General features: G+C 35.3%; 16 protein-coding genes. 7 read left to right on the top strand and 9 right to left on the bottom strand.

Translation table 11 applies throughout. From position 1 onward, the window contains the following. Nucleotides 1–5 precede the first annotated feature (5 nt). From ACKPCA_RS14410 to ACKPCA_RS14385, 6 genes are read right to left on the bottom strand one after another with little or no spacing between them, the layout of a single operon-like run. On the bottom strand, nucleotides 6–4,748 hold the full coding sequence (locus tag ACKPCA_RS14410) for an efflux RND transporter permease subunit (protein WP_321279721.1): 4,743 nt from the start codon (nucleotides 4,746–4,748) through the stop codon (nucleotides 6–8). A 26-nt stretch (nucleotides 4,749–4,774) separates the two neighbouring features. Further along, on the bottom strand, nucleotides 4,775–7,915 hold the full coding sequence (locus ACKPCA_RS14405; protein WP_321279719.1) for an efflux RND transporter permease subunit: 3,141 nt from the start codon (nucleotides 7,913–7,915) through the stop codon (nucleotides 4,775–4,777). 6 nt (nucleotides 7,916–7,921) lie between these two features. Next, nucleotides 7,922–8,971: an efflux RND transporter periplasmic adaptor subunit gene (locus ACKPCA_RS14400; RefSeq protein ID WP_321279717.1), complete on the bottom strand. Its 1,050-nt coding sequence runs from the start codon at nucleotides 8,969–8,971 to the stop codon at nucleotides 7,922–7,924. Between the two features lie 41 nt (nucleotides 8,972–9,012). Next, a complete protein-coding gene (locus ACKPCA_RS14395; protein WP_321279715.1) occupies nucleotides 9,013–10,506 on the bottom strand; it encodes a TolC family protein in 1,494 nt (497 codons plus the stop codon). Between the two features lie 17 nt (nucleotides 10,507–10,523). Continuing rightward, nucleotides 10,524–13,871 (bottom strand): golvesin C-terminal-like domain-containing protein, encoded by a 3,348-nt coding sequence (locus tag ACKPCA_RS14390; RefSeq protein WP_321279713.1) that lies wholly within the window; start codon nucleotides 13,869–13,871, stop codon nucleotides 10,524–10,526. Nucleotides 13,872–13,878: 7 nt separating this feature from the next. Then, complete coding sequence (locus tag ACKPCA_RS14385; RefSeq protein ID WP_321279711.1) at nucleotides 13,879–14,742, bottom strand: ABC transporter ATP-binding protein; 864 nt, start codon at nucleotides 14,740–14,742, stop codon at nucleotides 13,879–13,881. A 500-nt stretch (nucleotides 14,743–15,242) separates the two neighbouring features. Between ACKPCA_RS14385 and ACKPCA_RS14380 the strand changes: the two genes are divergently transcribed. Together ACKPCA_RS14380 and ACKPCA_RS14375 are read left to right on the top strand one after the other, a co-directional pair. Continuing rightward, a complete protein-coding gene (locus tag ACKPCA_RS14380; protein ID WP_321279710.1) occupies nucleotides 15,243–15,635 on the top strand; it encodes a carboxymuconolactone decarboxylase family protein in 393 nt (130 codons plus the stop codon). Nucleotides 15,636–15,739: 104 nt separating this feature from the next. Then, complete coding sequence (locus tag ACKPCA_RS14375; protein ID WP_321279708.1) at nucleotides 15,740–16,087, top strand: rhodanese-like domain-containing protein; 348 nt, start codon at nucleotides 15,740–15,742, stop codon at nucleotides 16,085–16,087. Nucleotides 16,088–16,220: 133 nt separating this feature from the next. Here the strand turns inward: ACKPCA_RS14375 and ACKPCA_RS14370 are convergent, their stop codons facing one another. Further along, entirely contained in the window at nucleotides 16,221–16,661 is a 441-nt protein-coding gene (locus ACKPCA_RS14370) for an NfeD family protein (RefSeq protein ID WP_321279707.1), read from the bottom strand. Between the two features lie 297 nt (nucleotides 16,662–16,958). Here ACKPCA_RS14370 and ACKPCA_RS14365 point away from each other — a divergent pair, with 297 nt between their 5' ends. The 5 genes from ACKPCA_RS14365 (at nucleotide 16,959) to ACKPCA_RS14345 (ending at nucleotide 22,317) form a co-directional block, all read left to right on the top strand. Then, nucleotides 16,959–17,951, top strand: coding sequence for a beta/alpha barrel domain-containing protein (locus ACKPCA_RS14365; protein WP_321279706.1), 993 nt, complete (start codon nucleotides 16,959–16,961; stop codon nucleotides 17,949–17,951). Nucleotides 17,952–18,073: 122 nt separating this feature from the next. Then, the gene (locus ACKPCA_RS14360) at nucleotides 18,074–19,396 is read left to right on the top strand and encodes a hydroxymethylglutaryl-CoA reductase, degradative (protein WP_321279705.1); all 1,323 of its coding nucleotides are present in this window, start codon (nucleotides 18,074–18,076) and stop codon (nucleotides 19,394–19,396) included. A 1-nt stretch (nucleotide 19,397) separates the two neighbouring features. Continuing rightward, nucleotides 19,398–20,318 carry a GYDIA family GHMP kinase gene (locus ACKPCA_RS14355; RefSeq protein WP_321279704.1) on the top strand — a complete coding sequence of 307 codons (921 nt, stop codon included), beginning with the start codon at nucleotides 19,398–19,400 and terminating at the stop codon, nucleotides 20,316–20,318. A gap of 15 nt (nucleotides 20,319–20,333) precedes the next feature. Next, nucleotides 20,334–21,383, top strand: coding sequence for a diphosphomevalonate decarboxylase (locus ACKPCA_RS14350; RefSeq protein WP_321279702.1), 1,050 nt, complete (start codon nucleotides 20,334–20,336; stop codon nucleotides 21,381–21,383). A 112-nt stretch (nucleotides 21,384–21,495) separates the two neighbouring features. Then, entirely contained in the window at nucleotides 21,496–22,317 is an 822-nt protein-coding gene (locus ACKPCA_RS14345) for a GHMP family kinase ATP-binding protein (protein WP_321279701.1), read from the top strand. On the opposite strand, the gene ACKPCA_RS14340 is transcribed toward ACKPCA_RS14345, so the two are convergent. Next, complete coding sequence (locus ACKPCA_RS14340; protein WP_321279700.1) at nucleotides 22,301–24,220, bottom strand: tetratricopeptide repeat-containing sensor histidine kinase; 1,920 nt, start codon at nucleotides 24,218–24,220, stop codon at nucleotides 22,301–22,303. The genes ACKPCA_RS14345 and ACKPCA_RS14340 overlap by 17 nt on opposite strands. Nucleotides 24,221–24,232: 12 nt before the next feature. Next, nucleotides 24,233–26,131: a tetratricopeptide repeat protein gene (locus ACKPCA_RS14335; protein ID WP_321279698.1), complete on the bottom strand. Its 1,899-nt coding sequence runs from the start codon at nucleotides 26,129–26,131 to the stop codon at nucleotides 24,233–24,235. Nucleotides 26,132–26,144: the final 13 nt, after the last annotated feature.

Here is a 26,144-nt window from a genome sequence, read left to right as displayed (position 1 = left end):
TCTGTCTAGACATTCATCATGGTTATTTTTTGCTCGCTGGTGTCATTCAGCAAACACAAATATGCATCTTCGAGGTTTGCTTGGGTGTTAACTGCTCCGTATCCCGGATCTTCATCCGATAAGCATCTTACTCGAATATGATCGTTATCGCGCATGTGATGAATAATCACGTGTTCTTTCTTAAACTGCTCAAATTCTTCAGGCGAAATCTTCAACATCCATACCTTTTCGTTGGCAATTCCTGCCATGTGAACCGGTTCACCAAGATATTTCAACTCCCCTTTTTTCATTACAGCCACTCGATTACACGAACTTGCCACATCCTCAATAATATGGGTAGAGAAGATTACAATTCGTTTCTTACTCAACTCCACCAAAAGGTTTCTGAAGCGGATTCGTTCGCGAGGATCAAGGCCTGCTGTCGGCTCATCTACCACAAGAATTCTTGGTAGGTGAAGCAGGATTTGAGCAATCCCAATTCTCTGTTTCATACCACCCGAGAAGGATCCAATTTTCTCATCTTTGTTCTTGAGCATGTGAACTGCATCCAACACGTATCGAACACGCTCGGTGCGTACTTCGGTATTGTGAATCTTTTTCAGGATGGCCATGTAGTTCAGAAAATCCCAGGCGGTCATGTTTTCGTACATGCCAAATTCCTGAGGAAGGTAACCTATCAAGCCTTGCAGTTCTTCGCGCTTTTCACGAACATCAATGCCGTTAATGGTAATTTGTCCGTAACTCTGTTCAAGTATTCCACAAACAATACGCATTAGGGTTGATTTACCAGCACCGTTAGGTCCCAACAAGCCAAACATACCGTTGCCAATGTCGAAAGAAACGCTCTTCACCGCTTTGAAAGGAACTTTCTGTTTTCCGATGATTGGGATGATTAATACGAATCGGTAGAAAAACTTACGGATTCCTTTAAATCTTCCTGTTAATCGGTTGATGTTGATCTTTTCGCGATAAATTTTGTTGGATGTTTTCTTTATCAGCAAAGCAAAATACCACAATACGGCAACCGGAATTGTCAATCCAATTAATTCGAACTTGCTATTGAAATAAACCAATACAACTAATGGGAAAATCCAGTAAATGAATTTATGGAACAGGTTAATTACGATTCTTCCCAGTTTGCTTTTGCCTTTTTCTATTAGGTGTTTTCTGTACTCCATAATTGGTGCCATGAAATACAAAAGCATAATTTGGAAATTGATGGATAGCAGAACCAACCAATACTTGCTTTGTAAATGGAAATAGATAAAATAGATCATAAAGGCAATTAGTGGCAATTGCCATATCAGGGTTAAGAAATCGCGCAGGCGAGTGTAAGAATGCTTTAGTCCCAAACGTTCTCTAACTCTTAATCCCGACTTCCATTCGCGCATAAACCTACCATCCCAATCGTATATTTTAACAAGATTTCGGATCTGGATTTGCAGCTCGTCATCGGCAGCAATAAGCTCTTCGTTGGCTTTGCGCAAACTTGCCTGAATAAAATAAATACAGGCAGGAACCGATAATAGAAGTACCAGCAGATCGATGATTTGCCAGATTTTACTGTCAACCTCGGTGTATATGAAAAAGGCTCCGGCTATCCAAATGCCAAATTGTATCACTTTGATCCATACTTGCTGATTTCGCATCCAGTTTAAACTGGTTTGTAATCCTGTATAAAGCGTAGGAATGAATACCAAAGTTAAAATGGTACTTAAGCTTAAGCCCCCAATTACTGTAATGGCAAACGGAACACCAATTTGCGTTACATATTCAGCTCGTCCCAGTGCCAATGGCATTAAAGCAATAATGGTTGTAATTGCAGTAATTAAAATAGGACGTATACGAGCCAATCCAGCCATCATTAAGGCTCTGGATTGTCGGTAGCCTCGTTTTCGAAGCACATTGGAATAATCAATCATGATGATTCCGTTGTTTACCACAATTCCAAGCAAAATAATAAGGCCTGTAAATACATTGGCATTCATCAAAGAGGTTCCGGTAAGTATCAGTGCAACCAAAGAACCAATGGCAGCCATTGGTATCGAGAACATCATTACAATTGGCATATTAAAAGATTCGAAAACCGATGCCAAAATCATGAAAATAAGAATGAATGCCATTAGGAAAAGGAACCCGAATTCGCCCAAACTGTTCTCCTCGTGAACAATTTCAACAGCCAGTCCCGAAGGCAAGGTCATTCCTCCAATGATTTCGTCGATTTCTACTCGTGCAGCTGTAAGAAGATCTTTATCATCGTTTACTTCATCGATAAATTGATAAGAAACCACCAACTGTTTTTCCTGATTGGTCCGCTTAATCGTAGACAAGCCATCGGTAAAGTTGAATTTACTGATGTTTTCCAATTCGAATTCTGCCCCTTGAGTTCCACGAACGGTTAGCTTTCGCAGATCTTGAGCATTTCGAGTGATTTCAGAATTTTCACCAATGGTTTTGATAACAATATCGTACTCTTCGTTTCCTTCCTTAAACACAACATTACTCGAGAATTCCTTTTGGAAAGAATTCAACTCCGATAGAACCGAACTCACAGGAATATCATATAAGGCCATCACCTGTTTGTCTAATTCCAAAACCAACTCAGGACGCTTGGAAGGAATTCGTACATTCACATTTTTAATGGATGTAAGTTGACTGAGGTAATAGTCCAAATCTTCAGAAAGGTCAAGCATCTTATCGAAATTCTGACCTTTAATAATCAACTTTTCTTTTTGAGTACCGATACCCAGCATTTCCATAAAAGGATCATCACCACCGAAGCCATCGCCTCCACCTCCACCAAATCTTCTTCCTTGTGCCAGAGGGTCCCAGCTAAAAGATGAGCGAGGCAATCCATCCAGGCGTTCCATAATGTTTTTCTTAATGCCAGGAATGCTTAAATTTTGCTTTTCGCGATAATCATCTACCAAGCTAATGGTAAGCATAGCTTCCTCTTCGTAAATCTGGCTGGTGATGTCTTTCTTCTCCTCGAGTGAGGCTAACTTTTCTTCTACCTGCTGAACAAACAAATCGGTATTTTCAAGGGTTGTACCTCCCGGAAGGTTAACATACAGATTCAGATCTTTGTTTTCGGTTTCTTCTGTAGAAATAAAGCTTAAGCCTAAACTGATTAGTAATGTGATAAAGAACAAACCTAAAGCACCTAAAACTGTTCTTCCCGGGTGACGCATACAAGATTTGAGCAGTACCAAATATACTTGTACCAATCGGTTGTGATAGGAGATGTTTTTAAAGTTTATTTCCTGAAATTTTCCTCTGCGTCTTAAAAAACTATGCGTAATCATTGGAATCAACAGCAAAGCCACTACCAAGGATACCAATAGGGTAGAAATGATTGAAACACCAATGTGTTTGCCCATTAATCCGATTAAAAAATTGGAAGAAAATACAAATGGCAGAAATACTGTTATGGTGGTTAGAGTAGCAGCAAAAATTGAGCGCCAAACTTCCTTAGTTCCCTGAATTACGGCAGTATTTGCGTCTTTCTTTTGTGCAGCGAGTCGGTATATGTTCTCGAGGACGACAATACTGTTGTCGAGGAGCATACCTATGGCCAAAGCCATTCCCAAAAGCGTTAGTGTGTTGATACTAATTTCGTAGGCATAAAAGAAGTTGAAGGCAGTGTATACCGAGATTGGAATTGCCAAAGCGATTGCTGTTACCAATCGCAAGTTTTTTAAGAAAATCCAAAGGATAAAAATTGCCAGAATACCTCCTACCAAGGCCAACTCAATGATTAAATCGATATTGGTTTTCATGGTTTCAGCCATATTTAGCTGAACAACCATTTCTACATCTTTGTTCTTTAGTTCTTTGTTTAGATCATCAATTTTGGCAAGGGTAACCTCAGATAATTCAATGATGTTTGACTGAGCATCCCGAGTTAATTGCAGGGTTACCGCTTCCTTACCATTTACACGACTGTAGGAAGTTTGAGTTTTTACCCCGTAATGAATGTAAGCGATATCCTTTAAACGGATATCTCCCTTTTCTTGCACAACCAACTCGTGCAGCTCGTTGATATCTGAGAATTGGGAAACAACATTTACAAAATTCAGTTGATCTTTATCGGTCACTTTTCCTGCAAAACGTCGAATATTGCCATTGTTATTCAGTGCGGTTCGAACATCAGAAGGGCTAATTCCATAGCTCTTACAAACGTCATCGCGAAGTAAAATTTCTACTGATTTTTCACGACCACCAAATATTGCAGCATTGGCAATGCCATCAATGTTTTTGATTTTATCGAGAATTTCATTCTCAGTGATTTGTCGCACCCGGTCAACACCACCACTTCCACGAACCTGAATGTTCATGAACATGTTGTTGAGTTGTTCCATATCAAATTTTAAAACCTGAACCTGAAATTCCTGAGGAAGATTTTTTTTGACTTCCTCCACTTTTTCGGCAAGTTTTAAATAGGCGTACTTGATGTTTGTGCCTTGTTCAAAAGAAATTTGGATGCTTCCGCGTTGTTGTCCTGCAGTTGATTCTATTTTCTCAACTCCCTCAAGGCTTCCAGCAACTCCTTCTAAAGGTATAATTGCCTGATTCTCCATATATCTTGGATCAACCTCGATACCGGTACCAACCTGAACAAAGAGCATAGGAAGGTTTGCATTGGGAATCAACTCGACAGGAAGTTGCTTGTAGGAAAAATATCCCAGCATACTTAATCCTGTGAACAGCATCGCAATTAAAACCTTTCTTTTTATAATGAAGTTCATATATTAATCAGCTTTTAGCTTGTATTTTACTCTTTTTCATATTTCATTCTCTCTTCCCTTGAATTTGTGATAAAACTCTGAATTCTATCGAAGGCAAAGTATACACAAGGAATTACTACCAAACTGAGAATGGTAGAAGTAATTAAACCTGCAATTACTGCAATAGCCATTGGAGCTCTAAGGGCAGCGCTTTCGCCAAATCCAATTGTTAATGGAAGAAGAGCCAAAATGGTTGTTACACTGGTCATGATAATTGGTCGAATTCTATTCTCACCAGCCATGATAATGGAATCGCGCAATGAGTTTCCTTGTTCCTTGAATTGGTTGATGGCATCTACCAGAATAATAGAGTCGTTTACAGCAATTCCGCCCAGCATAATAATTCCGATATAAGCCATAATGTTCATAGGAATCCCGAGAAGGAAGAAAGCCCAAACAGCTCCAACTCCTGCCAAAGGAATGGTAAGTAGAATGGTGAATGGATGAATTAAAGATTCAAATTGAGATGCCATTACCATATAGACAAGAATTACCGAAAGCATTAGAGCAAAGCTAAGGTTCGACATGGCTTCCTGCCTTTTTTGTTCCTCACCAATTAATCCAATTTGGTAGCCAGTTGGCAAGTCTACGTTTGCCAATTTCTCATTAATCTTTCCAACAACCTGGTCGAATGCCATATCACCGTGAATATCAGCACTGATTTTTCCGATTCGGTTTTGGTTTCTTCGAAGCATTTGTTTCGGCGATGAGGACTTTTCGATATGGGCAACTTCGTAAAGAGGAATTTCTGAATTGCCATTTTGAAGCATCACAGAATTCAGCTCGTTGATGCTGATTTCAGGAAGTTGAACGGTGATATCGCTCATTTCGCCACCATGCTCGTACTTGCCAGCTTGTTTTCCCATAAGCATGTCCTGTAATTGTCCGGCAATGCTTTCGGTACTCATGTTAAAAATACCAGCTTTGTAGCGATCAACCACAACATTAACTTCAGGTGCACCTTCCTCAATATTGGTTTGTACATTTGCCAATTCAGGAATGGAAATCAAACTCTCCTTTATCTCTTTCGATAAGCGTTCTAAAACCGCCATATCTTTTCCTTTTACTTCAACTTCAATAGGAGCGTCTTCTGTCCCAATTGTTGATTGTAAAGCGGTTTCATCTCTAACAATGGATATTTCTGCATTAGGAACATTGCTGATTAAAGTCCCAACATTGTTTAGAATTTCTTCAGAAAGGGAAATGTATTCCTTTTTCAATCGGATTTTGATATTGGCAGTATTCTCATTTTGGAAAACCGCTTTGTCGGTTGTACTTCCTGTATTAGGTCCAATTTTGCTGTAAACCGTTTCAATTTGATCGCCCATAGACTGCCAAAGCATCGATTCAATGGCTTCAACCGTTTTTGAAGTTCTTTCCAACTGTGTACCTTCTTGTAGCTCTATATCTAGGCTAAACTCACCAACACCACTTTTAGGTAAATATTCATTACCAACCAAAGGAAGAATAAGTCCGGTTATAACTAGTAAAACGCAAGCACTAATCATTACAAGCCCTCTTTTATTTAAAATATTGCCCAATAACTCGCCATACCATCCAATCTTAACGGATTTAAATTTGAACTTTTTCTTACTTCCCTTGTAAGCATAATTAAAAAGCATTGGGATAAAGAGAATGGCAACAAAAAGCGAAGCAAGCAATGAGAATGCAACAGTCCATGCCTGGTCTTTAAATAATGCACCAGAAGCACCATGCAGATAAACAATCGGAAGAAATACCACAATGGTTGTGAGTGTGGACGTAACAATAGCTCCGCCTACCTCAGAGGTTCCTTCAATGGCTGCATCTTTCACCGATAAGCCAAGCTCCATTTTTCTAAAGATATTCTCAATCACAACAATGGCATTGTCTACCAACATTCCTGCACCAAGTGCCAATCCACCCAAGGTCATAATGTTCAGACTAAGTCCATTAAAGTACATCAGGTTGAAGGTGGCAATAATAGATACCGGAATTGCGAAACTTACAATGGCTGTAACTTTAAACCTGCGAAGGAAAATGAACAATACAAAAATCGCTATCAAAACTCCAAGAAGAGCTGTTTCTTCCACTTCATCAATGGCTTTCTGTATAAACTGACCCTGATTTTGTACAATGACGAATTGATATCCAGGTAAAGCTTTTTTGATCGATTCCATTGCGGTATCGAAATCTTCTACAGCTTTTACTGTATTCGATCCTGTTTCTTTGTAAATGGAAAGCCCTACGCATCTTTCACCATTTATGCGAACAATATTTTGGGCTTGTTTAGGAACAAATTTTACTTCTGCTACATCTTTTAGTCTTATAGGTACCTTGTTTTTTACAGGAACTTGATTGCCCTGATTTGCACCAGCTTGTGTCGGAACGTTTGTTTGTTGGTTTTTTGTGCCAACAATTACATTTTCGATTTCCTCAATATCACGAATCAAACCAGCACCTTTGATAATGTATTTGGTACCCATTTCAACAATGCTTCCGCCCGATACATTTCGGTTCAGACTTTGAATTTTCTGAACAATTTGATCTACAGTCAGACCATGAGCATCTAAAAGATATTGGTTGGTTTCAATTCGAATTTCTTTTTCAAGTGCACCTGTTAGCTCAACTTCAGCAATACCTTCTAAACGGATCAACTCATTTCGGATGTAATTTTCACCAACCTTTCGAAGTTTATCCATATCTTTTATTTCAGGATGAAGCATTCCCATGATTAGAATAGGAGATGCGTTTGGATCGTGTTGGGTGATTGTGAAATCGTCTAACTCAGAATTTTGAGAGTATGTGGTTAAAGCCTTTTGCAGGTCAAGAAATGCTTCATCCATATCGCTTCCCCAAGTATACTCAACTGTTATTCGGGCTGAACCAACCATACAAACCGATGATACTTGACTTACACCTTTTTGTCTGATTGCCTGAGATTCGATACTTTCAATAAATTGCTTTTCAATTTCTTCAGGAGGTCGTTCACCTGCTTTTATTTCCACAAAAATGCGCGGGGCATTCATTTCCGGAAACAGATCTACACTCAGTTTACCCAGCGAAACGTAGCCTAAGAGTAAAATGGCCAATACAATCATGGACACAGTTACTGGGTAATTAACTGAAAATTGAGTTATTTTCTTCATGTGGAATTACTTTACAATCTTAATTTTTGAACGATTTCGAAGAGTTTCAAAACCTTTAACAACCAATCGATCTTTCTTTTCCAAGCCTGAAACAACTTGTACTTCATCTGGGTTTTCAAGACCAAATTCAATTACACGTTCTTCCGCTAATCCTTTGTGAACAACAAAAACAACATTTCCTTTCTGTTTGTTTAGAATTACATTTTTAGGAATAACAAGAGCTGAGTCGGCTTTGGCTACAACAATTTCTCCCTTGGCAAACATCCCTGGGCGAAGCAATAGTTTTGAGTTGTTGATGTTAATAACTGCTTTGAATGAACGTGTTTCAGCATCAATGGCAGGTGAAAGTTGAGTAAGAACTCCATTTAAAGTGTCTCCAGGAATGGTATAGTTCACGATATTAACTGGCTGGCCAGTTTTAATCATGGAAATGTTTTTTTCAGCAAGATTAATTTCCATGTGAAGTTTGCTGTAATCCATCATACTTAGAACTGGAGAAGCTGCTTCTATTCTTGTGTTTTCGGTATAATAATTCAGGTTGGTAATCGTTCCTGAAAATGGAGCCTTGACTTTTAGTTTTTCCAATCGGAATATTGCATCCTCGTAGGAATATTTGGCATTAATCAGTTCAATTTCAGCATTTTTTAACTCTGAAAGGGTTACTCCACCTTTTTCGTAAAGTGACTGCTGCTTTTCGAAAGTCTGCTTCGAAATTTCCAATCGTAGCTCTAAGGATTTGATTTTGATATTATTTTCATATTCCTTGTCTTCAAGCTGAATTACAACAGTTCCTTCTTGCACGTAATCTCCCAGTTGGAATTTTCGTCCAGTTCGTGGATTGATTTGAAGTTGGTATTTCCCGGCAACCTCCGATTTTAAATCCACTGTCTTAATTGGTTCTACTGTACCTGTTGTACTGATATATTTTTCGATGCTTTTAGGTGCTATTTCCTTTATGGATACCTGAATTGCGATATCCTTATTTAAATCAGCTTTTTTATCATCGCAAGAAGCGAAAAGTGTAGCTCCCAAAAGTAAAAATGCAAGTCGTTTCATTGTTAAGGCCATTATGTTTTGTATTAGTGTTGATTTTTAAATTAGTCCATTCTTAAGTTCTCTTGTAGCTCCAAAGGCACAAATGATTGATCTTTTTCGAAATCCCAAAGAGATTGAATCTTAAGGTTTAACAACTCCAATTTGTAGTTAATTAACGAATTAGCAAGATTCATTTTTTTCTCAGAAAGCTGATTCTGAAATCGCTCAAGATCGATACTGGTAAGATCGCCATTGCGGTATCTTTCCAGATTGATATCGTATGTTAGTTGAGCATTTTTCTCGTTTTGTTTTGCAATTTCGATTTGTTGAATCAGGTTTTGTAGGTTACGATAGATCTTTCTAATGTTGATGGTGATATCGTCCTTCAAACTGTTTTTATCGATCTCTCTACTTTCTACTTCCAGTTCTGCTGCTCTGATTCGAGCTCTTCTTTCTCCCCAATCGAAAATTGGAATAGAGAAAGTAACACCAACTCGAGGACTTTTGGTTGGTTTGTCGTAAACATCAGCTAGTCTCTTATTATTTCCCATTATCCCCATAGAAAGGCTGATGTTTCCCTTAAATTCATTAATTGCTGAGGTCTCAATCAAGTCGAATTTTGCATTATTCAAATCAATTTCTCTTTGAGTAAGTTCCAATCTTTGAGTCAATCCGTTCTGAATGGCTTTTTCAAGATCTACAACCACAGGAACATATTGAATATTGGTAGAAACCTTAATGTCCTCGTAAAGAGAAATTCCTAATAGTAGTTTGAATTCATCTTTGGCGTTTTCCAGCTCAACTTTATTGTTATCTAAAGTAGATTTACTGGTTGCAAGGTTCAATTCTGCTTGGTACAACTCTTCTTTTGCCGAAAGTCCTCCTTCTACTTTACTTGCAATAATTTCTTTGCTGGTTTTCTGATTTTCGTATTCTTCCTCAGAAATTTTTAATGCCATTTGCTTTTGGTAAATGGTGTAAAAAGCCTGATTTACCTGACGCTCGATATTTAGCATCTGAATGGAGTAGGAAAGTGTTGCATTTTCCAAATTCAACTCGTTCCGAGTTAGGTCCATTTTGGTTTTGTTAAAGGTAAATAATGGCTGATCGTACTGCATGTACAATGAATTATTGTAACCAGAATAAGCGGAACTACTTGCTTCAGATGAATTGTCCTGGTAACCAAATTCATTTCGCAATGACAATTTACCATCAGTTAATTTAATGGGTTGCGAAACGGTAAAAATTCCACTGGCCCCTTTATTTTCGGAAGTATTCCAAGTAGAAAAATATTCGTTGTACGATTCCGTTTTTTTGTATGAAATTGGTGTAACATCAAATGAGAATCGAGAACGCAAAGATGCCAACTGAGCATTCAATCGTTCCTTATTCTGTTGCATATTTATCCTGGATTTTTTAATGTCAGGACTGTTGTCGAATGCTATTAAAAGGGCTTCTTCCAAAGTGAGTTCCTTTTGTGCTGAAGCATAAAAAGAACCAATGAATAAAAATCCTGTTAAAGCGAATGTTTTTAATGTAAGCTTGTTAATAATCATGCTATTATAATATTAGACTATTTATTTTCTACCCATTTAATTGCGTCGGCAAATAAATATGCACCAACGGATTTGTTATTTAATTCAACTTTTGCTGTTTCGGGAGTGATATAAAAACTGCCCAAATAATTCCAACCATTTTCCAGCTCCTGATCGGATTTATTTACCTCCTCAAATCCATCTTCATGATAGATTTTAAAGTTGTAATCTGTTTTTGTTTTTTTTCTTCGACCCCAATATTGTTCAATCTTATTTACATGACAGAATACATCGTAGTAACCAGCATTCTTTAATTCAGGTTTCCAACTGGCGGTTCTGTCTCCAATACCTGATTTAGTGAAAAATGCAGAACGTACATACTTTCCAAAGAAGCCTGATCTTAATACATTTTTCCATTCATTTGGTGGATTCCAGGTTCTTAATCTGGCATATTCTTCAATATCTTCTCTTCTGCTATCAACCCATTGTTTTAATTGACTTTTGTTAGAAACCTGAACATATTCAAATCCTTTGTCTTCATTATCCACAGCAAATTCATTGGCATCTAAAACACCTTCAAACAACTCACACTCTTTGGTTTCATTAAAGAATTTACTCCTTTTGGTTTCAGCAAATGAGCTAAAATCATAAACCAGACTATTTGGAAGATTTTCAGAAAGGTGAGTAAAGACATTCATTCTTCCGGGTTCCGATGGAAATACAAACCCGACTTCTTTGGCAGAATGTGCAGGTATAAATATAGATTTTGTGAAATCAGGTTTTTCGTTTTCTTCACGCCTTCTTCTGAAGCGGTTATTTTGTCCTCCAGTTTCAATAATAACGCTTACAATTCCATCAACCGATTCAGGATTCGATATTTTAAATCGGACTTGATATTTGATGTGATCGCCATCTTTTACCTTATAAGTTTGAAGGTCTTTTAACAGAAAACCTGGTAGTTTGGTTGTGGTATACCAATCTTCAACTTCTAATTTTACAGATGAATTGAAGTTTGCCAACAAAAGACTGTCAAATTGAGAGAAATCAAACTTTTGGAATCGGTTTGATTCAATAAACTCATTCAGCACTTTGTTGAATTCCTCTTCACCATATCTGGCTTTAAAAAGAGAGAACAAATGCTTGCCTTTTACTCTTAAAATATCGTTTAGTATGATTTGATCATCTAAATTATCTGCCTTTGGTATTTTGATATCAGCAATATCTCTTAGCGAAGAATTCTTAAGAAGTAGATTAATTCTTTCGTCTTTGCTAATTCCTTGCCAGCGCCAACGTGAGAAATTTTGTGATACTTCGTTATTTTCTTTTAAATAAACCCCTAATGCTATATTTAATGCTGGAATTTCTTTGCATGATAGACCGGATGAATGAGAAAAGTAATTAGGGAAAAGAGAAAATGTATTTCTATCAATATGATCGAACTGATACCATTCATTTGGTGGCGGCATAAAATTACCACGAATAAATCGTTTAAAAATTCGTGCCTGTAATTCTTCTTCAGATACCTCTTCATTGTCTCTTTTCATTCGCTTCTCAAAGCGCTTTTTGCGATTTTTAAAATCAGTTTCCTCCATTACAACTCCTTTCTCAGGATAGAAAATAATTTCAGGCTGAATGGCATTACTAGCAATTGACCAGTTGTGTTTGTCTAAGGAGAATTGAATTGGCACTTCGGCCATTGACAATCTTTTAAATGGATAAGAGTAACCATGTGAAGTTTCATATTCATTTTTAAGCTCTCTAATTAAAGAAGGGAGGCTATCTTGAATAACATTAAAGTGTTTTAGGAAAAACTGATTTCCTTTGATTGAATAAATCGAATATTCTATTGAATCAACATCAATACTGTGCTTTTTATAATCCCCGATTAATAAACTGATCTGAGGCAATGCATATTCCGATTCAAAAGAAAATTCACCAGAATTTATTTTACTCACTTTGCCTTGCGATATGGCCGTTAAGTTTTCCTGTGTTTTTACATGTAGTTTGAAGTCTGTAAAATCAGGAGAATATAAACTTGGATAAAGAGAGGAATAACCCACTCCTGAAATTGGATACCAAAGTGCTTCACTTGTCAGGCAAACAAAATTGTCTTTTAGGTAAGAATTTCTTTTTCTAATTCTAAACATTTCTGCGGTAAAGTTGTCCCTTATCAAGTTGGGATCAGAATCTAAAAAGTGTGTTCTTTCATCAATTTTACCTGCATAATCGAATTGAATATTAAGCTCTTTGTTTATAGCAATTTTGTTCTTTAGAACAATTTTTATTAATTGTTCGTTTCGAAGAAATTGAACAGGTTTGTTATCAATTGATACATAGTTGATTTTAAGTTGTGGGTTTAGACTAAAAATTAGAGTATCTATACTTTGGTTAGAATTATTTTTGGCTTTGATTTTTGCTGAAGCTTGAATTTGATCACCAAGGTGTGTTAGGTTTAAGTTACACTTGCTAACTTCAAGTTTTGCGTAATCAACGTACTGATTGTTTATTGAAATTAACTTATCTCTGTATTTTTCACTTCCTATTTTAATATCCAGATATTTATAGCTTAGGCCACCTGCTATGGCAAAACTTATTAGTGCCAAATAAATAGGTAAGGAAACCAATCTTTTGGATTGAGGAAGACGTGGTAGTTTCCAAATGGTAAATAGAATCAATCCAACTCCTAAAAATAGGTATATTCCTCTATGAATAGCCACTTCAAATATGTTTCCAAATCCGCCTATTGTTGAATTCATCATAGGAATCTGGTAGGCGATATAATCGAATATTTGGTAGACTTTTGTGTTTAGATAAAAAATGGTTAAGGCAATATAGCCTAACAATACAATAAATGTAATGGCTTGATTCTTTAATAAAATCATCATGAAGAAAGCCAGTCCCAGTATGTAAATAAGTGTGGGTATTGATATTAAAAGAGGGTAGTATAAAAGTACCCAAATGCTTTGCGATGATTCGTTGCTTAAAAAGGAAAAACCTATTCCCATAAGCAGCATGATGATATTCAGAATTACAAAAACCATAATAATGCCAAGCGATTTTCCCAAAATGTATTCACTATTGGTCATTGATCGGGCATAAATCACTTCAACGGTATCATTTTTACTGTCTTGCTTTAAAAATTCGGATGCCAAAAAAACCGCAACAATAGCTTGTCCAAGATTGAGAATAATAAGATTGGCATAAGGAATTGCAGCAGGCAAGGCTCGGTAGATCCATGGAGCATCACTTCCTTCGACAAAAGCGGCTATGTTAAAGCCTCCTATAAAAAGGATGGCCATAATGGCGAAAATTCTAAAGAACCATGAACGGAGTAAAGTTTTGGTTTCGTATTTGGCTACGGATCGTATGGTGTGAAGAGAAAGCATGAAGATTTTAAATTAAGGTTGCTGATTTTTCCATGAAATACACATAAGCATGTTCAAGGTTGGGTTCGAGTTCAATGGCATTTTTAAATTTACTACCATCGCCAATTAATTGAACTTCCCAGCCATCCTTAGTAGGGATAGTGGATACCACAGCATATTGTTCTTTTATTAAATCGTATTCATAACCTGAAGTATTTACTTGCCAAACATGCCCTATTGCTTGTTCGATTAATTCCTGTGGAGAACCATTAAAGGCAAGTTTACCGGAATTGAGAAGAGCCAAGTTATTACAAACACTTGAGATATCTCCTACAATATGTGTGGAGAGAATGATGATAACATCTTTCTGACTAATTTCTGATAAGATATTTCTGAATCGGATACGTTCTTCTGGGTCAAGGCCTGTTGTTGGTTCATCAACAATGATGATTTTAGGATCGCCAATTAAAGTTTGAGCAATACCCAATCTTCTTTTCATTCCTCCGGAGAGTTTGTTTGCATCACGTTCTCTTACATCAAACAGTCCAACTTTTTCAAGCCACTCATCTACTTTTTCCCTTCTTATTTTTTTGCTTCTAATTCCTGCTAATGATGCGGCATAATCCAGAAATTCCCAGGTTTTTAATTTTGTAAAAAATCTAAAATCTTGTGGTAGGTATCCAAGCATGTTCCTAATTTCCTTTCGATCTTTTATTAAATCGAACCCATCGTACAATACATTACCTTCCGATGCTTGCATTAAGGTGACCAATATTCTCATTAAACTGGATTTACCAGCACCATTTGGCCCTAATAAACCAAACATGCCGTTGCCGATTTCTAAATTGATATTGTCAAGAGCCTTTTTGCCATTAGGATAAATTTTACTCAAAGAGTCTATTTTAATTTGCATGGTTAGCCTTAAATTAGTGAATTTTCTTGGTGGTTTGATCGATAAGCATAATGAATTGAAACTGTCTATCAAATTTACAATTTATGCTAAATTTTAACATGCTTTATACTCATTATTCGATAAACTAACTGGTTTACTCGATTTATGTAGTTTATGAGACATGAAATAAAGAAGAAAGGTTACAATTTTTTAAATAAATATTTGCGTCTCGGTAAATGACTTGTAATTGATTTTTCCCAAATCTAAATAGAGCATTTTCAGAGCAAAAGTTGAATGTTATTTTATGATTTACAGGAGGATACTATAGTATGTTAGTTGATAAATGCCATACTTTAGACAATTAATAGTAACCATTAGTGTTAAAGTTTATTAGGCTGAAAATAGCGCTATGAAATTGTTTACTATTTAGAATGTATAAAGATATTGACTTCCATAGATGAATTACTTAATTTAAGCATTACTTGGAAACGAAGAGAGATATGAAGAGAAAGAAGATTTATGAAGAAATTGAACAAACGTTTGGACTTATTCCAACAATGTTTAAGCTAATTCCGGATAATACTTTGGAATTGGAGTGGAACCTTTTTAAAAAGTTACAACTTGAAGATGGAGCTATTGATACCAAAAATCGTGAATTAATAGGCTTATCAATTGCTGCTGTAACCAAATGTAAATATTGTGCATATTTTCATACCGAAATGGCTCGACTATTTGGAGCTTCAGATGAAGAAATTGAAGAGGCCGTTCATTTTGCGAAGGCTACATCTGGTTGGAGTACTTATGTGAATGGCATGCAGATTGATTATGATGAATTCACAAGAGAAATTGATGCTGCGTGTGAGCATGTGAAACATATGCAATTGCAACATTAATATTTATAAAGATTGATGCGTGAAGTTTGTGAAGGGAGTTTTTTAGCTTCCTTCTTTTTATCTCATTATATTTGTATTAAGCATTAATACAGAATTTTGTGAGTATGAAATTTAAAAATGACCATGCTAAGAAAAATGAATTTACTCCTCTTGAGATAATTCAGGAGATGGAGAAGAGAAGAGATATGATGATGATAGATGTTCGTGAACCAGTGGAAGTTAAAATCTGTCACATCGAAAATGCCAGACATATCCCAATGGGTGAAATTCCCGCAAAAATAGATGAGTTACCAAAGGACAAAGATTTGGTTGTATTTTGCCACATGGGAGTGCGTAGCAAACAGGTTATGAATTATCTTCGAAAAAATGGATTCACTCGTGTTTATAATTTAAAAGGTGGAATCGACCGCTGGTCTGTTGAGGTCGATTCCAAAGTTCAGAGATATAGATGATTTAAATAGATATCACCTCTCCTTAACTAAAAAGCAATTGTAAAAATTGAACCGACATGTAATAATTGTTTTTTAATCGGAGAGATGAATTTAAGGTACGAATTGCTCAAACATTAGATTTTAAGATTATTCTTTATATTTCTTTTACGGTTAATTCAGCACCACACGAATCTAATATTTCGACAAAAGCGCCTTCAGGAATTATTTCTCCGGATGTGGTTGTGGCTTTTTTACCAGTACCTGCAATAATAACTTTCCCTTTTTTCTTATGCGGGTTAATCTCTTCCATAACATAGGCTTCTCTGCCGATATAATTTGTATCTATTGAAAGATGCACTCCTTTTTTACTGATTAATTTTTGTTTAAGAAAGGGCTTAAGAATTAGTATGCTGATTATAGAAAGGGTTAAGAATACTACTAATTGAATTGATATGGAGAAATTAGCGTAAGCCAATACACCAGCAGAAAGTGAACCAATGCCAAAGCATAGAGATGAAAAGTTGGAGGTAATAATTTCAACTACAAATAAACCTACTGACAGTAGCATCCATAAATGCCATATTTCTAGTTCCATAGTGATATGTTTTTTATATCGAGTTGTAAAATTATGACAACCTTATGTATGATCCTAGTGCCAAAACTGTCAAGTTTGCAAAAAAGATTGTAATGCTCACAAAATCAACGTGTAATAGTGGTGTGAGTCTGTGTGCTATTAAGAATCATTCAAAATAGATTTAAATTTGTACTAATTTTGTGTAGATTTACCTTTCGTTGATTTATAAAATTATGTGTTAACTTGGTACTACTAAGGTTTGATAAAGTGAATTATATCAATAGAATTAGTATTGACAACTGTAATATTTGACAAATAATGACCGATAGAAAAAAGGATCATATTGAATTGGCTTTTCGTTCTCAAATCGAAAAAAGTTTAGTTGATGATAGGTTTTACTATGAGCCATTTATAAATACTTATCCCCAAAAGGAACTTGAGCCTTTTACTTTTTTGGGAAAGGAAATACGCACCCCAATTTGGGTTTCGAGTATGACAGGAGGTACAAAACTTGCAGGAAAAATCAATGCTAATCTGGCAAAAGCTTGCGCTGAATTTGGTATGGGAATGGGATTAGGCTCTTGCAGATTGTTGTTGGAGAATGATGCATACCTTGCCGATTTTGATGTAAGGCATATTATGGGATCAGAATTGCCATTATATGCTAATTTAGGAATTTGTCAACTCGAGGAGCTAATAAGAAAGAATGAGCTATCTAAAATTTCTAATCTGGTTGCAAAACTTAAGGCAGATGGCATAATCATTCATGTAAATCCAATGCAAGAATGGCTTCAACCCGAAGGCGATTTAATTCTAAGATCTCCAATTGACTCAATAAAAGATTTGCTAAAATATGCTGATTACCCGGTGATTGTAAAGGAAGTTGGACAGGGATTCGGACCTGATAGTTTAAATCAGCTTATGCAATTGCCTTTACAAGCCATCGAATTCGGTGCATTTGGAGGAACCAACTTTGCAAAGATTGAAATGATGAGAAATCCGGATAACCAGATACAATTGTATGATCCTTTGACAAAAATTGGTCATACTGCTAATCAGATGTTGGAATGGACCAACGCCATTGTTGAAAGTAACAAGGATATAAAATGCAAAGAACTAATTATCTCTGGAGGAATTCATAGTTTTATTGATGGTTATTTTTTGACAGAGAAAAGTAAATTACCAGCCATATATGGTCAAGCTTCTGAATTATTAAAATACGCAAAAGATTCTTATTCTGATCTGCAAAGTTATATACAATCTCAGATAGAGGGTTTAAAAATAGCAAAGGCATTTTTAAGGTTAAAGTAATGGTGTGAATGTATTTTTTATGAACTGATTTGGCTTCGCTGAATAAAAAATGTATTTTAGGACCTGTAAGTATTTTATTATTTGCTGAATTTTCCTTTATTGCAGGAATTAAATATTAATTTATGAAGCGAAAATCGATAATATCAGGCTTTTCCAAACTATCTCGCGAAGAAAAAGTTGCTGCTCTTACTGATAGTGCTGATAAGATAAAATCAAGACTGGATAGTTTTCGACTACAGAATAAGGAACAACAAGATCTCCTGGATGAGATAAGTGAAAATACACTTTCGAATTTTTATTTGCCTTTTGGGGTTGCGCCTAATTTCTTGATAAACAAAAGTTTGTATCACATCCCAATGGTTATTGAGGAAAGTTCTGTAATTGCGGCAGCTTCTCGATCTGCGAAGTTTTGGGCCAATCATGGAGGTTTTCATGCAAGAGTTATTTCGGTGGTAAAGTCAGGGCAAGTGCATTTTTTGTGGAAAGGCGAAAAAGTAAGACTACTAGATTTATTACCTGAGTTGAAATATGAACTCTATCGAACAACAAAGGAGTTGACGAGAAATATGCGTCAGCGAGGAGGTGGGATTCAAAATATACGATTGGTAGATTTATCATATGAGATGGAAGATTATTACCAATTACATGTTGATTTTGATACTGTAGATTCCATGGGAGCGAATTTTATAAATTCATGTCTGGAACAGATGGCGCAGACCATGAAGAAATTTTTTAAGTATTATCAGGGGCTGGAAGATATTGAACGTGAATGTGAAATTATCATGTCTATTTTATCCAATTATACTCCAGATTGTGTTGTTGAAAGTTGGGTTGAATGTGATTTGCAAGAGCTAGATAATATTGAACCAGGAATGAGCGGTAGAGAGTTTGCAGAGAAATTCTTAAGAGCTTCGAAAATTGCAGAAGTGGATGTATATAGAGCTGCTACGCACAATAAAGGTATTTTTAATGGAATTGATGCAGTTGCATTGGCAACAGGCAATGATTTTAGGGCAATTGAAGCCAATGGTCATGTGTGGGCTGCTAAATCAGGTAAATATAAAAGCCTTACCCATGCATCCGTTTCAAATAATCGATTCAAGTACAAATTGACCATACCTCTGTCCTTAGGAACAGTTGGAGGATTGACTAGTTTACATCCTTTGGCTAAATTTGGTTTGGAATTACTTGGAAAACCATCTGCCAAAGAGTTAATGATGATTACAGCTACAGCTGGATTGGCGAATAATTTCGGTGCTTTAAGATCCCTGGTTACAACAGGAATACAGTATGGCCATATGAAGATGCACCTGTCAAACTTGTTAAATGCATTAAAAGCCGATTATGAGGAAAAGAAACAAGCTTTAGAGTATTTTGCCCACAAAACAGTTTCTTATAGCGAAGTAGAATCATTTATTAAATCCATTAGAACCAAATTGCGATAGTTTGACTCCATTAAATAAATATTATTCGAATGCTAAATTTCTAATTACCGGAGAATACTTGGTGTTGCATGGTGCTTTATCGTTAGCTATACCTCTTCGTTTTGGTCAATTGATGGAAATTTATGAATCTGATACGACTGAATTGGAATGGATAGCATTGGATAGAGCCCAACCATGGTTGGAATTTTCAATTTCTGAAAAAGATATTCTAAGTGCAGAAAACAAAGGAAGTTCAGAGAAGAATTTTGTGTGTTTCATTTTGAATCAGGCAAAGAAATTAAATGTAAATTTTTTGCCAACTCTTTCATTAAAGGTTAAAACGGAGATCAATTTTGATAGAAATTGGGGGTTAGGAAGTAGTTCAAGTTTGATTAACAACATTGCACAGTGGGCAAATGTGAATCCTTATGAATTGCATGCTTTGGTGTCAAATGGTTCGGGTTATGATATTGCTTGTGCAAATTATTGTTTACCTATTCTGTTTCGTAAAAATGAATCTCATCCAACGATATATCCGATAAGGTTCGAACCTGATTTTTCAGATCAACTTTTCTTTGTGTACCTCGGAAACAAGCAGAATAGTGAAGCAAGTGTAAAGAAATATCTGAATGGAAATCCAGTAACAAAAACTCAGGTTGAGAGTGTATCACTGTTGAGTAAGAAATTGTTACAGAGTGAAAACTCCATGGAGTTTGATGCTTTGATTTCAGAACATGAAAGATTTATTGCAGAAGTACTTCATACTGATCCTGTAAAGGTTATAAAATTTCCAGATTTCGAGGGAAGTATTAAATCATTGGGAGCATGGGGCGGAGACTTTATTTTGGTTCGATCAGATTTGGGAAAGCGAGAAGTATACCGCTATTTTTATGAGAAAGGATTAACCACAATATTTGCTTGGGATGACATTATCTTGAGTTAACAATTAAAAAACCGAATGAAGAAAGGAACTGTGGCTTGGGAGAGCCCTTCAAATATTGCCTTGATAAAATATTGGGGAAAAACAGGTAGACAATGCCCATGTAACCCGTCTGTAAGCATGACATTGAAGAATGCTGTAAGTAGAACTCAATTGTCATTTTCGGAAAGAAAAGAGAAGTGGATAAATTTTGAATTCGAGGGAAAAGAAAATCTTGATTTTGCCAAAAGAATTGAAACACTTTTTGAAGGATTAAATGAGGAAATGCCATTTTTAAGCCAATTCTCGTACTCTATTACATCAGAAAATACTTTTCCTCATTCTACAGGAATTGCAAGTTCTGCTTCGGCCATGAGTGCACTTGCATTGTGCATTTGTAGTATGGAAGAATTGATTTCAGGTAATCAACTGGAGCATGATAAGTTTTTACAAAAAGCAAGTTTTCTTGCCCGTTTGGGATCCGGTAGTGCATCGCGATCGATTTACGAATCCTATGCAACATGGGGTGAGAGTAGTGCATTTTCGAAAGCGTCAAATGATTTTGCAACTCCTTTTTCAAAATACATTCATCCAATATTTAAAGATTACCAGGACTATATTTTATTGGTAAGTTCCAAAAAGAAAAAAGTATCAAGTACAGCAGGACATGGATTGATGAAGAATCATCCATTTGCACAAGCTAGATATCATCAGGCCAATTCAAATTTTGAGCGTATGCTTGGGATTTTACGTAGTGGCGATTTGGATGATTTTATAGAAGTTCTAGAAAATGAAGCATTAAGCTTACATGGTTTAATGATGAATTCTACACCTTCATTTACCTTGATGAAACCTAATACTTTGGAAGCGATTGAATTAATTCGTGAATTTAGAAATACGACTAAAATTCCTGTAGGATTTACCTTGGATGCTGGTCCAAATATTCACCTGATGTTTCCTAAAAAAGACAGCCTAAAAGTTGATGTTTTTGTAAATGAACAGCTAAAGGATTTACTTGAAAATGGGAAATATCTTAAGGATGAAACAGGTTTAGGTCCCAAACAAATTAATATTTCTGGTGGTGCATAAAGAGAGTCAATTGTTTCATGGAAAGCTTCTTCTTTTTGGTGAATATTCTGTTTTGTTGAATTCGATGGCATTAAGCATACCTTTCAAAATGTTTAAGGCCAATTTTGATTTCATGAGTTCAAATAAATCTGAAGCAGAAAAAAAATCGAATTCAGAATTAAAAAAGTATTTCAATTACCTGCTGTCCAATTCAAGTGCATTTGAGTCTGTTTTGAACTTATCGGATTTTGAAAAAGATATTAATTCAGGTTTAATTTTCAACTCCTCAATTCCAATAAGTTACGGAGTAGGTAGTTCAGGTGCATTATGTGCTGCAATCTATAAGCATTATGGGAAGAGTAGTGGATCCAATGAAACTGATTTAACAGAATTGAAGCGAAAATTGTCATTGTTAGAATCAGGATTTCATGGTAAAAGTTCCGGACTGGATCCATTAATCTCTTATGTCAATAATCCAATATTGGTTTCAGGAGATGATAAACTTTCACTTGTTACTTTGCAGTTGGATAAATTTTTTGAAAATGCTGCCGTATTTTTAATTGATACCCAACAAAAGGGAGATACAGCACCTTTGGTAAATGATTTTTTACTGAAATGTGAGTCGATAGATTTTCGAAATAGAATTATTGAAGAACTCATACCTGTAACCCAACAATGTATTCATTGTTTTTGCAATAATGATATTGACAATTTCTTTGAATCAATACAAATTCTTTCGTCATTTCAATATCAAAATTTTACAAATAAAATCCCAAATGGTTATAGGGTATTGTGGAAAACTGGCCTCGATTCCAACAAATTTTGGTTGAAATTATGCGGTTCCGGAGGAGGAGGTTACCTTTTGGGTTTTACAAGAAACATGGAGGAAACTGAAAAATTCTTATCGAAAATGAAATTCTCATATCTGCAAATTTCTCCTACTTCGATGAGGTAAGTATTGGAATGCTATAGCTTACCTTGGTCCCTGATTTACTTGGGTTAATATTTTTCATATCTGCAATTTCAAAATTCATCTTTTTGGATGATTTAAAATTGTAAATTTTTACTCTATCTAAAGCGATGGAAGTAGCCAATGATTTATGATTCTTTTGTGAGGATTGCTTTTTAGCTTCTTCTATCCCGATTCCATTGTCAATAATATCAAACTTTATGGATTGTTCATCTTCTGTTTTAGTCACTTGCACGTTTATACATGCTTCAGGATTATTTCTTAGTTTTCCATGAATAAGTGCATTCTCGATAAAAGGTTGTGCCAGCATTGGAGGAACCATTACTTCATCTTGATCCAAGGTGGCATCAATTTCGAAATGATAAGCGATGTCATTCTCGAATCTTAGTTTCTGCAGTCCAATATAATCCTCTAATGTTTGTAATTCTGTACGTAAAGAAACGAATTCCTCTCTTGAATTCTCCAAAATTCCACGTACCAAACTAGCCAATCTTGAAAGATAATTGTTGGCATCATCATTTTTTTCGTCTAAGATAAAACACTGAATTGCCGTTAAGGAGTTGAATAAAAAGTGCGGATTCATTTGTGTCAGCAATACTTTCTGACGTAGATCCATGATTTTATGATCTGCTCTCAAGCGGTTAATTCTAAGCGAAACCAAAACAGCTACAACACCAAGAATCATGACAGCCAATAAAACAATAATCCAGGCATTTTTCTGACCCAATTCAAGGTTTTGAATTTGAGTTCGTTGCTGCAACAGTTCAAATTCCTGTTTTTTCTTTTCATTTTCATAAGCAGCAGCTAATTCAGCAAATTTATTTTCAATGCTTATTGTATTTAAAGAATCTTTTAACTGAACTCCTTTAGATTGATAATCATAAGCTTGTTTAAATTGCTTTTTATCTTTATACAATGATGATAGCTGAAAAAGAATATCTGGTAATAGAAGATGACTTTCTAATTTTTTTGCAAGGTCAAATGCCTCCAATAAGTATTTTTCGCTTAGGGTATAATTCTTCAATTCGAAATAGGTAGAGCCAAGTTGTAACTTTACATTTACAAGACCAGAAAAATTCTCAAGTTCAGTTCGGAGTTTTTCTGACTTCTTTAAATACACTAAAGCCGAATCAAGCTGTTTATTGGATTGATACAAGTAACCAATGTTAAAATACAACTTAGAATCAAAAAGTTTATTGTCAATTTTCGCATTTTCCTTTAGTGCAAGATTGTAATAATCAAGCCCTTTTGAGTATTCTTTTTGTTTTTCATAAACTGCCCCCAAATTGCAATAAGCTTTGGCAATTTCTAATGAATTACTATTCTTTTGAAAGTTTTTTAAAGCCAACATATAGTAATCCTCTGCATATTCTAAGTTCTTAATTAATTGATGCAGATTACCTAAATTATTGTAAACGCTACCCAAGCCTTTGTCGTATTTTACCTCTCTGTATATTCGAAGGTTTTCAAGATAATACTCTAGAGCTTTATCATACTGTCCTTGACTTTTGTATAAGAGTCCAATATTCCCAATAACCTTTCCAACATCTACTTTAGAACCAATAGCTTCGAATTGAGGAATGGCTTTATTGTAATAATGAAAGGAGGAATCGATATTGCCTGAATAAAAATAGTTAATACCTTGACACTTATAAGCTTTTGATAAGTATACAGGGTCTTCTGTTTTTTCGGCTAATAATATCGCTTCGTTACATACTTTTATGCTTTTAGTTAACGAATTATTCCTTAATAAAGATGATGATGAATCAAGGTAAGTTGTTATTCTTTCTTGCAAGTTTTTGCTGCTAGTCTTCTCATCGTTATTAACCGAACAAAATGATGTAAAGGATATCAGTAAAAATACAACTGTTGATATTGTTTTTTGCATGCTTAATTCTGGTTAAGTGATTAATGGAATAGAGTAGGTAACTTTGGTTCCGGTTTCACCATGATTAATTAAATCAATGATTTCAAAATTCATCTTTTTCGAAGACTTAAAATTGTAAATCTTAACACGATCAAGAGCAATAGAAGTAGCCAATGATTTATGGCTTTTTTGTTTTGACTGTTTTTTTGCTTCTTCTATTCCAATTCCGTTGTCAATAATACTAAATCTTATCGACTCTTCATCATCTGTTTTAGAGACTTTTACATTAATACAAGCTTCAGGATTATTTCTAAGTTTTCCATGAATTAAAGCATTTTCGATAAATGGTTGTGCCAACATTGGAGGTACCATTACTTCGTCCTGATCCAAGGTCGCATCAATTTCGAAATTGTAAGCAATATCATTTTCAAATCTTAATTTCTGAAGTCCGATATAGTCTTCTAAAGTTCTTAATTCGGTTCGTAATGAAACAAATTCTTCTCTTGAATTCTCCAAAATTCCACGTACCAAACTGGCCAATCTGGAAAGATAATTGTTGGCATCATCATTTTTATCATCCAAAATGAAACTCTGAATTGCAGTTAAAGAATTGAACAGAAAGTGAGGATTCATTTGTGTCAATAATACTTTTTGACGCAGATCCATGATTTTATGATCTGCCCTCAAACGGTTAATTCTTAACGAAACCAAAACTGCCACAACTCCAAGGATCATGACAACCAATAAAACAATAATCCATGCATTTTTCTGACCTAACTCAAGTTTTTGAATTTGAGTTCGTTGTTCTAGTAGCTCAAATTCTTTCTTTTTCTGTTCCGATTCAAATTTTGCAGTTACTTCAGCTAATTGTTCATCTCTAACTATTCCTTGTAGGGAATCTGTAAGTGAGTAATATTTTTTCAGATACGAAATGACCATTTCTGGACGCTCTAATTTTTCAAGAAGGCCGGAATAGTAAAGGTATGTCACGCTTAAATCCTCAGATAAATTCTGTTTCTTGCAAAATGTTTCTGCTTTTTTAAAATAAGTTTCAGCATCTTTGAGTTGCCCCAACTCTTGCAGTACAATGGCTTTTTTGATATAAAGTTTCCCAATTCCCCAAATATCATTTAGTTGTAGTCTAATATCTTCACACTTATTAAAATACTCTAAAGCTTGTAGAGGTTTATTCAGTTTTTGATAACATTCACCAATATTTAATTGAATAATTGCCTTGTGCTGCAACATTCCATCCTTCTCGTTCAGTCTTAAAGCTTTAAGCTGATAGCTTAAGGATTCTTCAAATAATCCTTGTTCGAATTTAATAACACCAATGTTGGTTAGAACTCTAGAATAACGCTGAGTTTCATTTATTTTGAAATAGATCTCTTTTGCTTTAAGATAAAACTTTAATGCTTTGTTAAAGTTTCCAAGTGTTTGGTATACTCCTCCAATATTTGTGTAAGCGGCAGCAATTCCTTTGGTATAATTTAAAGCCTCATATATTTCAAGTGCATTTAAATATTGTTGTAATGCTTTATCGTATTTATTTGTTCTTCGGTAAACTACTCCGATGTTTGAATTCAAAATGGCAACATTTAGGCTGTCATCGATCGAAGAAAATTCCTCTTTTGCTTTGTTATAGTGATAGTAAGCGGAGTCGAATAAACCTTGGTAGAAAAATGTAGTTCCTTGAGATTTATGAGCGATGGCTTTTATCTCGGCCTTGTCTGTTTTTTTTGCTAATTCTATGGCTTTTCTTCCTATATCCGTGCTTGTATCATATGAAGAATCTCTTAAAATTTTAGCTTGATTTAGAAGCTGCTTAATTTGTTCTTCGGATTGAATCTGTGGATTATCATTGAAAATACCAACAGCGTATATAAAGTTTGTAAAAACAACTAAATGAAGTAGTAAGCCTATTCGTCTCATGTTTTAGAGTATA

Origin of the sequence: Marinifilum fragile, from assembly GCF_963677365.1 — a bacterium.
In the GTDB taxonomy this organism is placed as follows: domain Bacteria; phylum Bacteroidota; class Bacteroidia; order Bacteroidales; family Marinifilaceae; genus Marinifilum; species Marinifilum fragile.
This window is presented reverse-complemented; position numbering and strand designations above follow the sequence as displayed.

Bases quoted from the DNA above. Each gene is read 5' to 3' on its own strand.
- ACKPCA_RS14410 (WP_321279721.1), bottom strand. From the start codon at position 4,748: ATGAACTTCATTATAAAAAGAAAGGTTTTAATTGCGATGCTGTTCACA.
- ACKPCA_RS14405 (WP_321279719.1), bottom strand. From the start codon at position 7,915: ATGAAGAAAATAACTCAATTTTCAGTTAATTACCCAGTAACTGTGTCC.
- ACKPCA_RS14400 (WP_321279717.1), bottom strand. From the start codon at position 8,971: ATGAAACGACTTGCATTTTTACTTTTGGGAGCTACACTTTTCGCTTCT.
- ACKPCA_RS14395 (WP_321279715.1), bottom strand. From the start codon at position 10,506: ATGATTATTAACAAGCTTACATTAAAAACATTCGCTTTAACAGGATTT.
- ACKPCA_RS14390 (WP_321279713.1), bottom strand. From the start codon at position 13,871: ATGCTTTCTCTTCACACCATACGATCCGTAGCCAAATACGAAACCAAA.
- ACKPCA_RS14380 (WP_321279710.1), top strand. From the start codon at position 15,243: ATGAAGAGAAAGAAGATTTATGAAGAAATTGAACAAACGTTTGGACTT.
- ACKPCA_RS14375 (WP_321279708.1), top strand. From the start codon at position 15,740: ATGAAATTTAAAAATGACCATGCTAAGAAAAATGAATTTACTCCTCTT.
- ACKPCA_RS14370 (WP_321279707.1), bottom strand. From the start codon at position 16,661: ATGGAACTAGAAATATGGCATTTATGGATGCTACTGTCAGTAGGTTTA.
- ACKPCA_RS14365 (WP_321279706.1), top strand. From the start codon at position 16,959: ATGACCGATAGAAAAAAGGATCATATTGAATTGGCTTTTCGTTCTCAA.
- ACKPCA_RS14360 (WP_321279705.1), top strand. From the start codon at position 18,074: ATGAAGCGAAAATCGATAATATCAGGCTTTTCCAAACTATCTCGCGAA.
- ACKPCA_RS14350 (WP_321279702.1), top strand. From the start codon at position 20,334: ATGAAGAAAGGAACTGTGGCTTGGGAGAGCCCTTCAAATATTGCCTTG.
- ACKPCA_RS14345 (WP_321279701.1), top strand. From the start codon at position 21,496: ATGAGTTCAAATAAATCTGAAGCAGAAAAAAAATCGAATTCAGAATTA.
- ACKPCA_RS14340 (WP_321279700.1), bottom strand. From the start codon at position 24,220: ATGCAAAAAACAATATCAACAGTTGTATTTTTACTGATATCCTTTACA.
- ACKPCA_RS14335 (WP_321279698.1), bottom strand. From the start codon at position 26,131: ATGAGACGAATAGGCTTACTACTTCATTTAGTTGTTTTTACAAACTTT.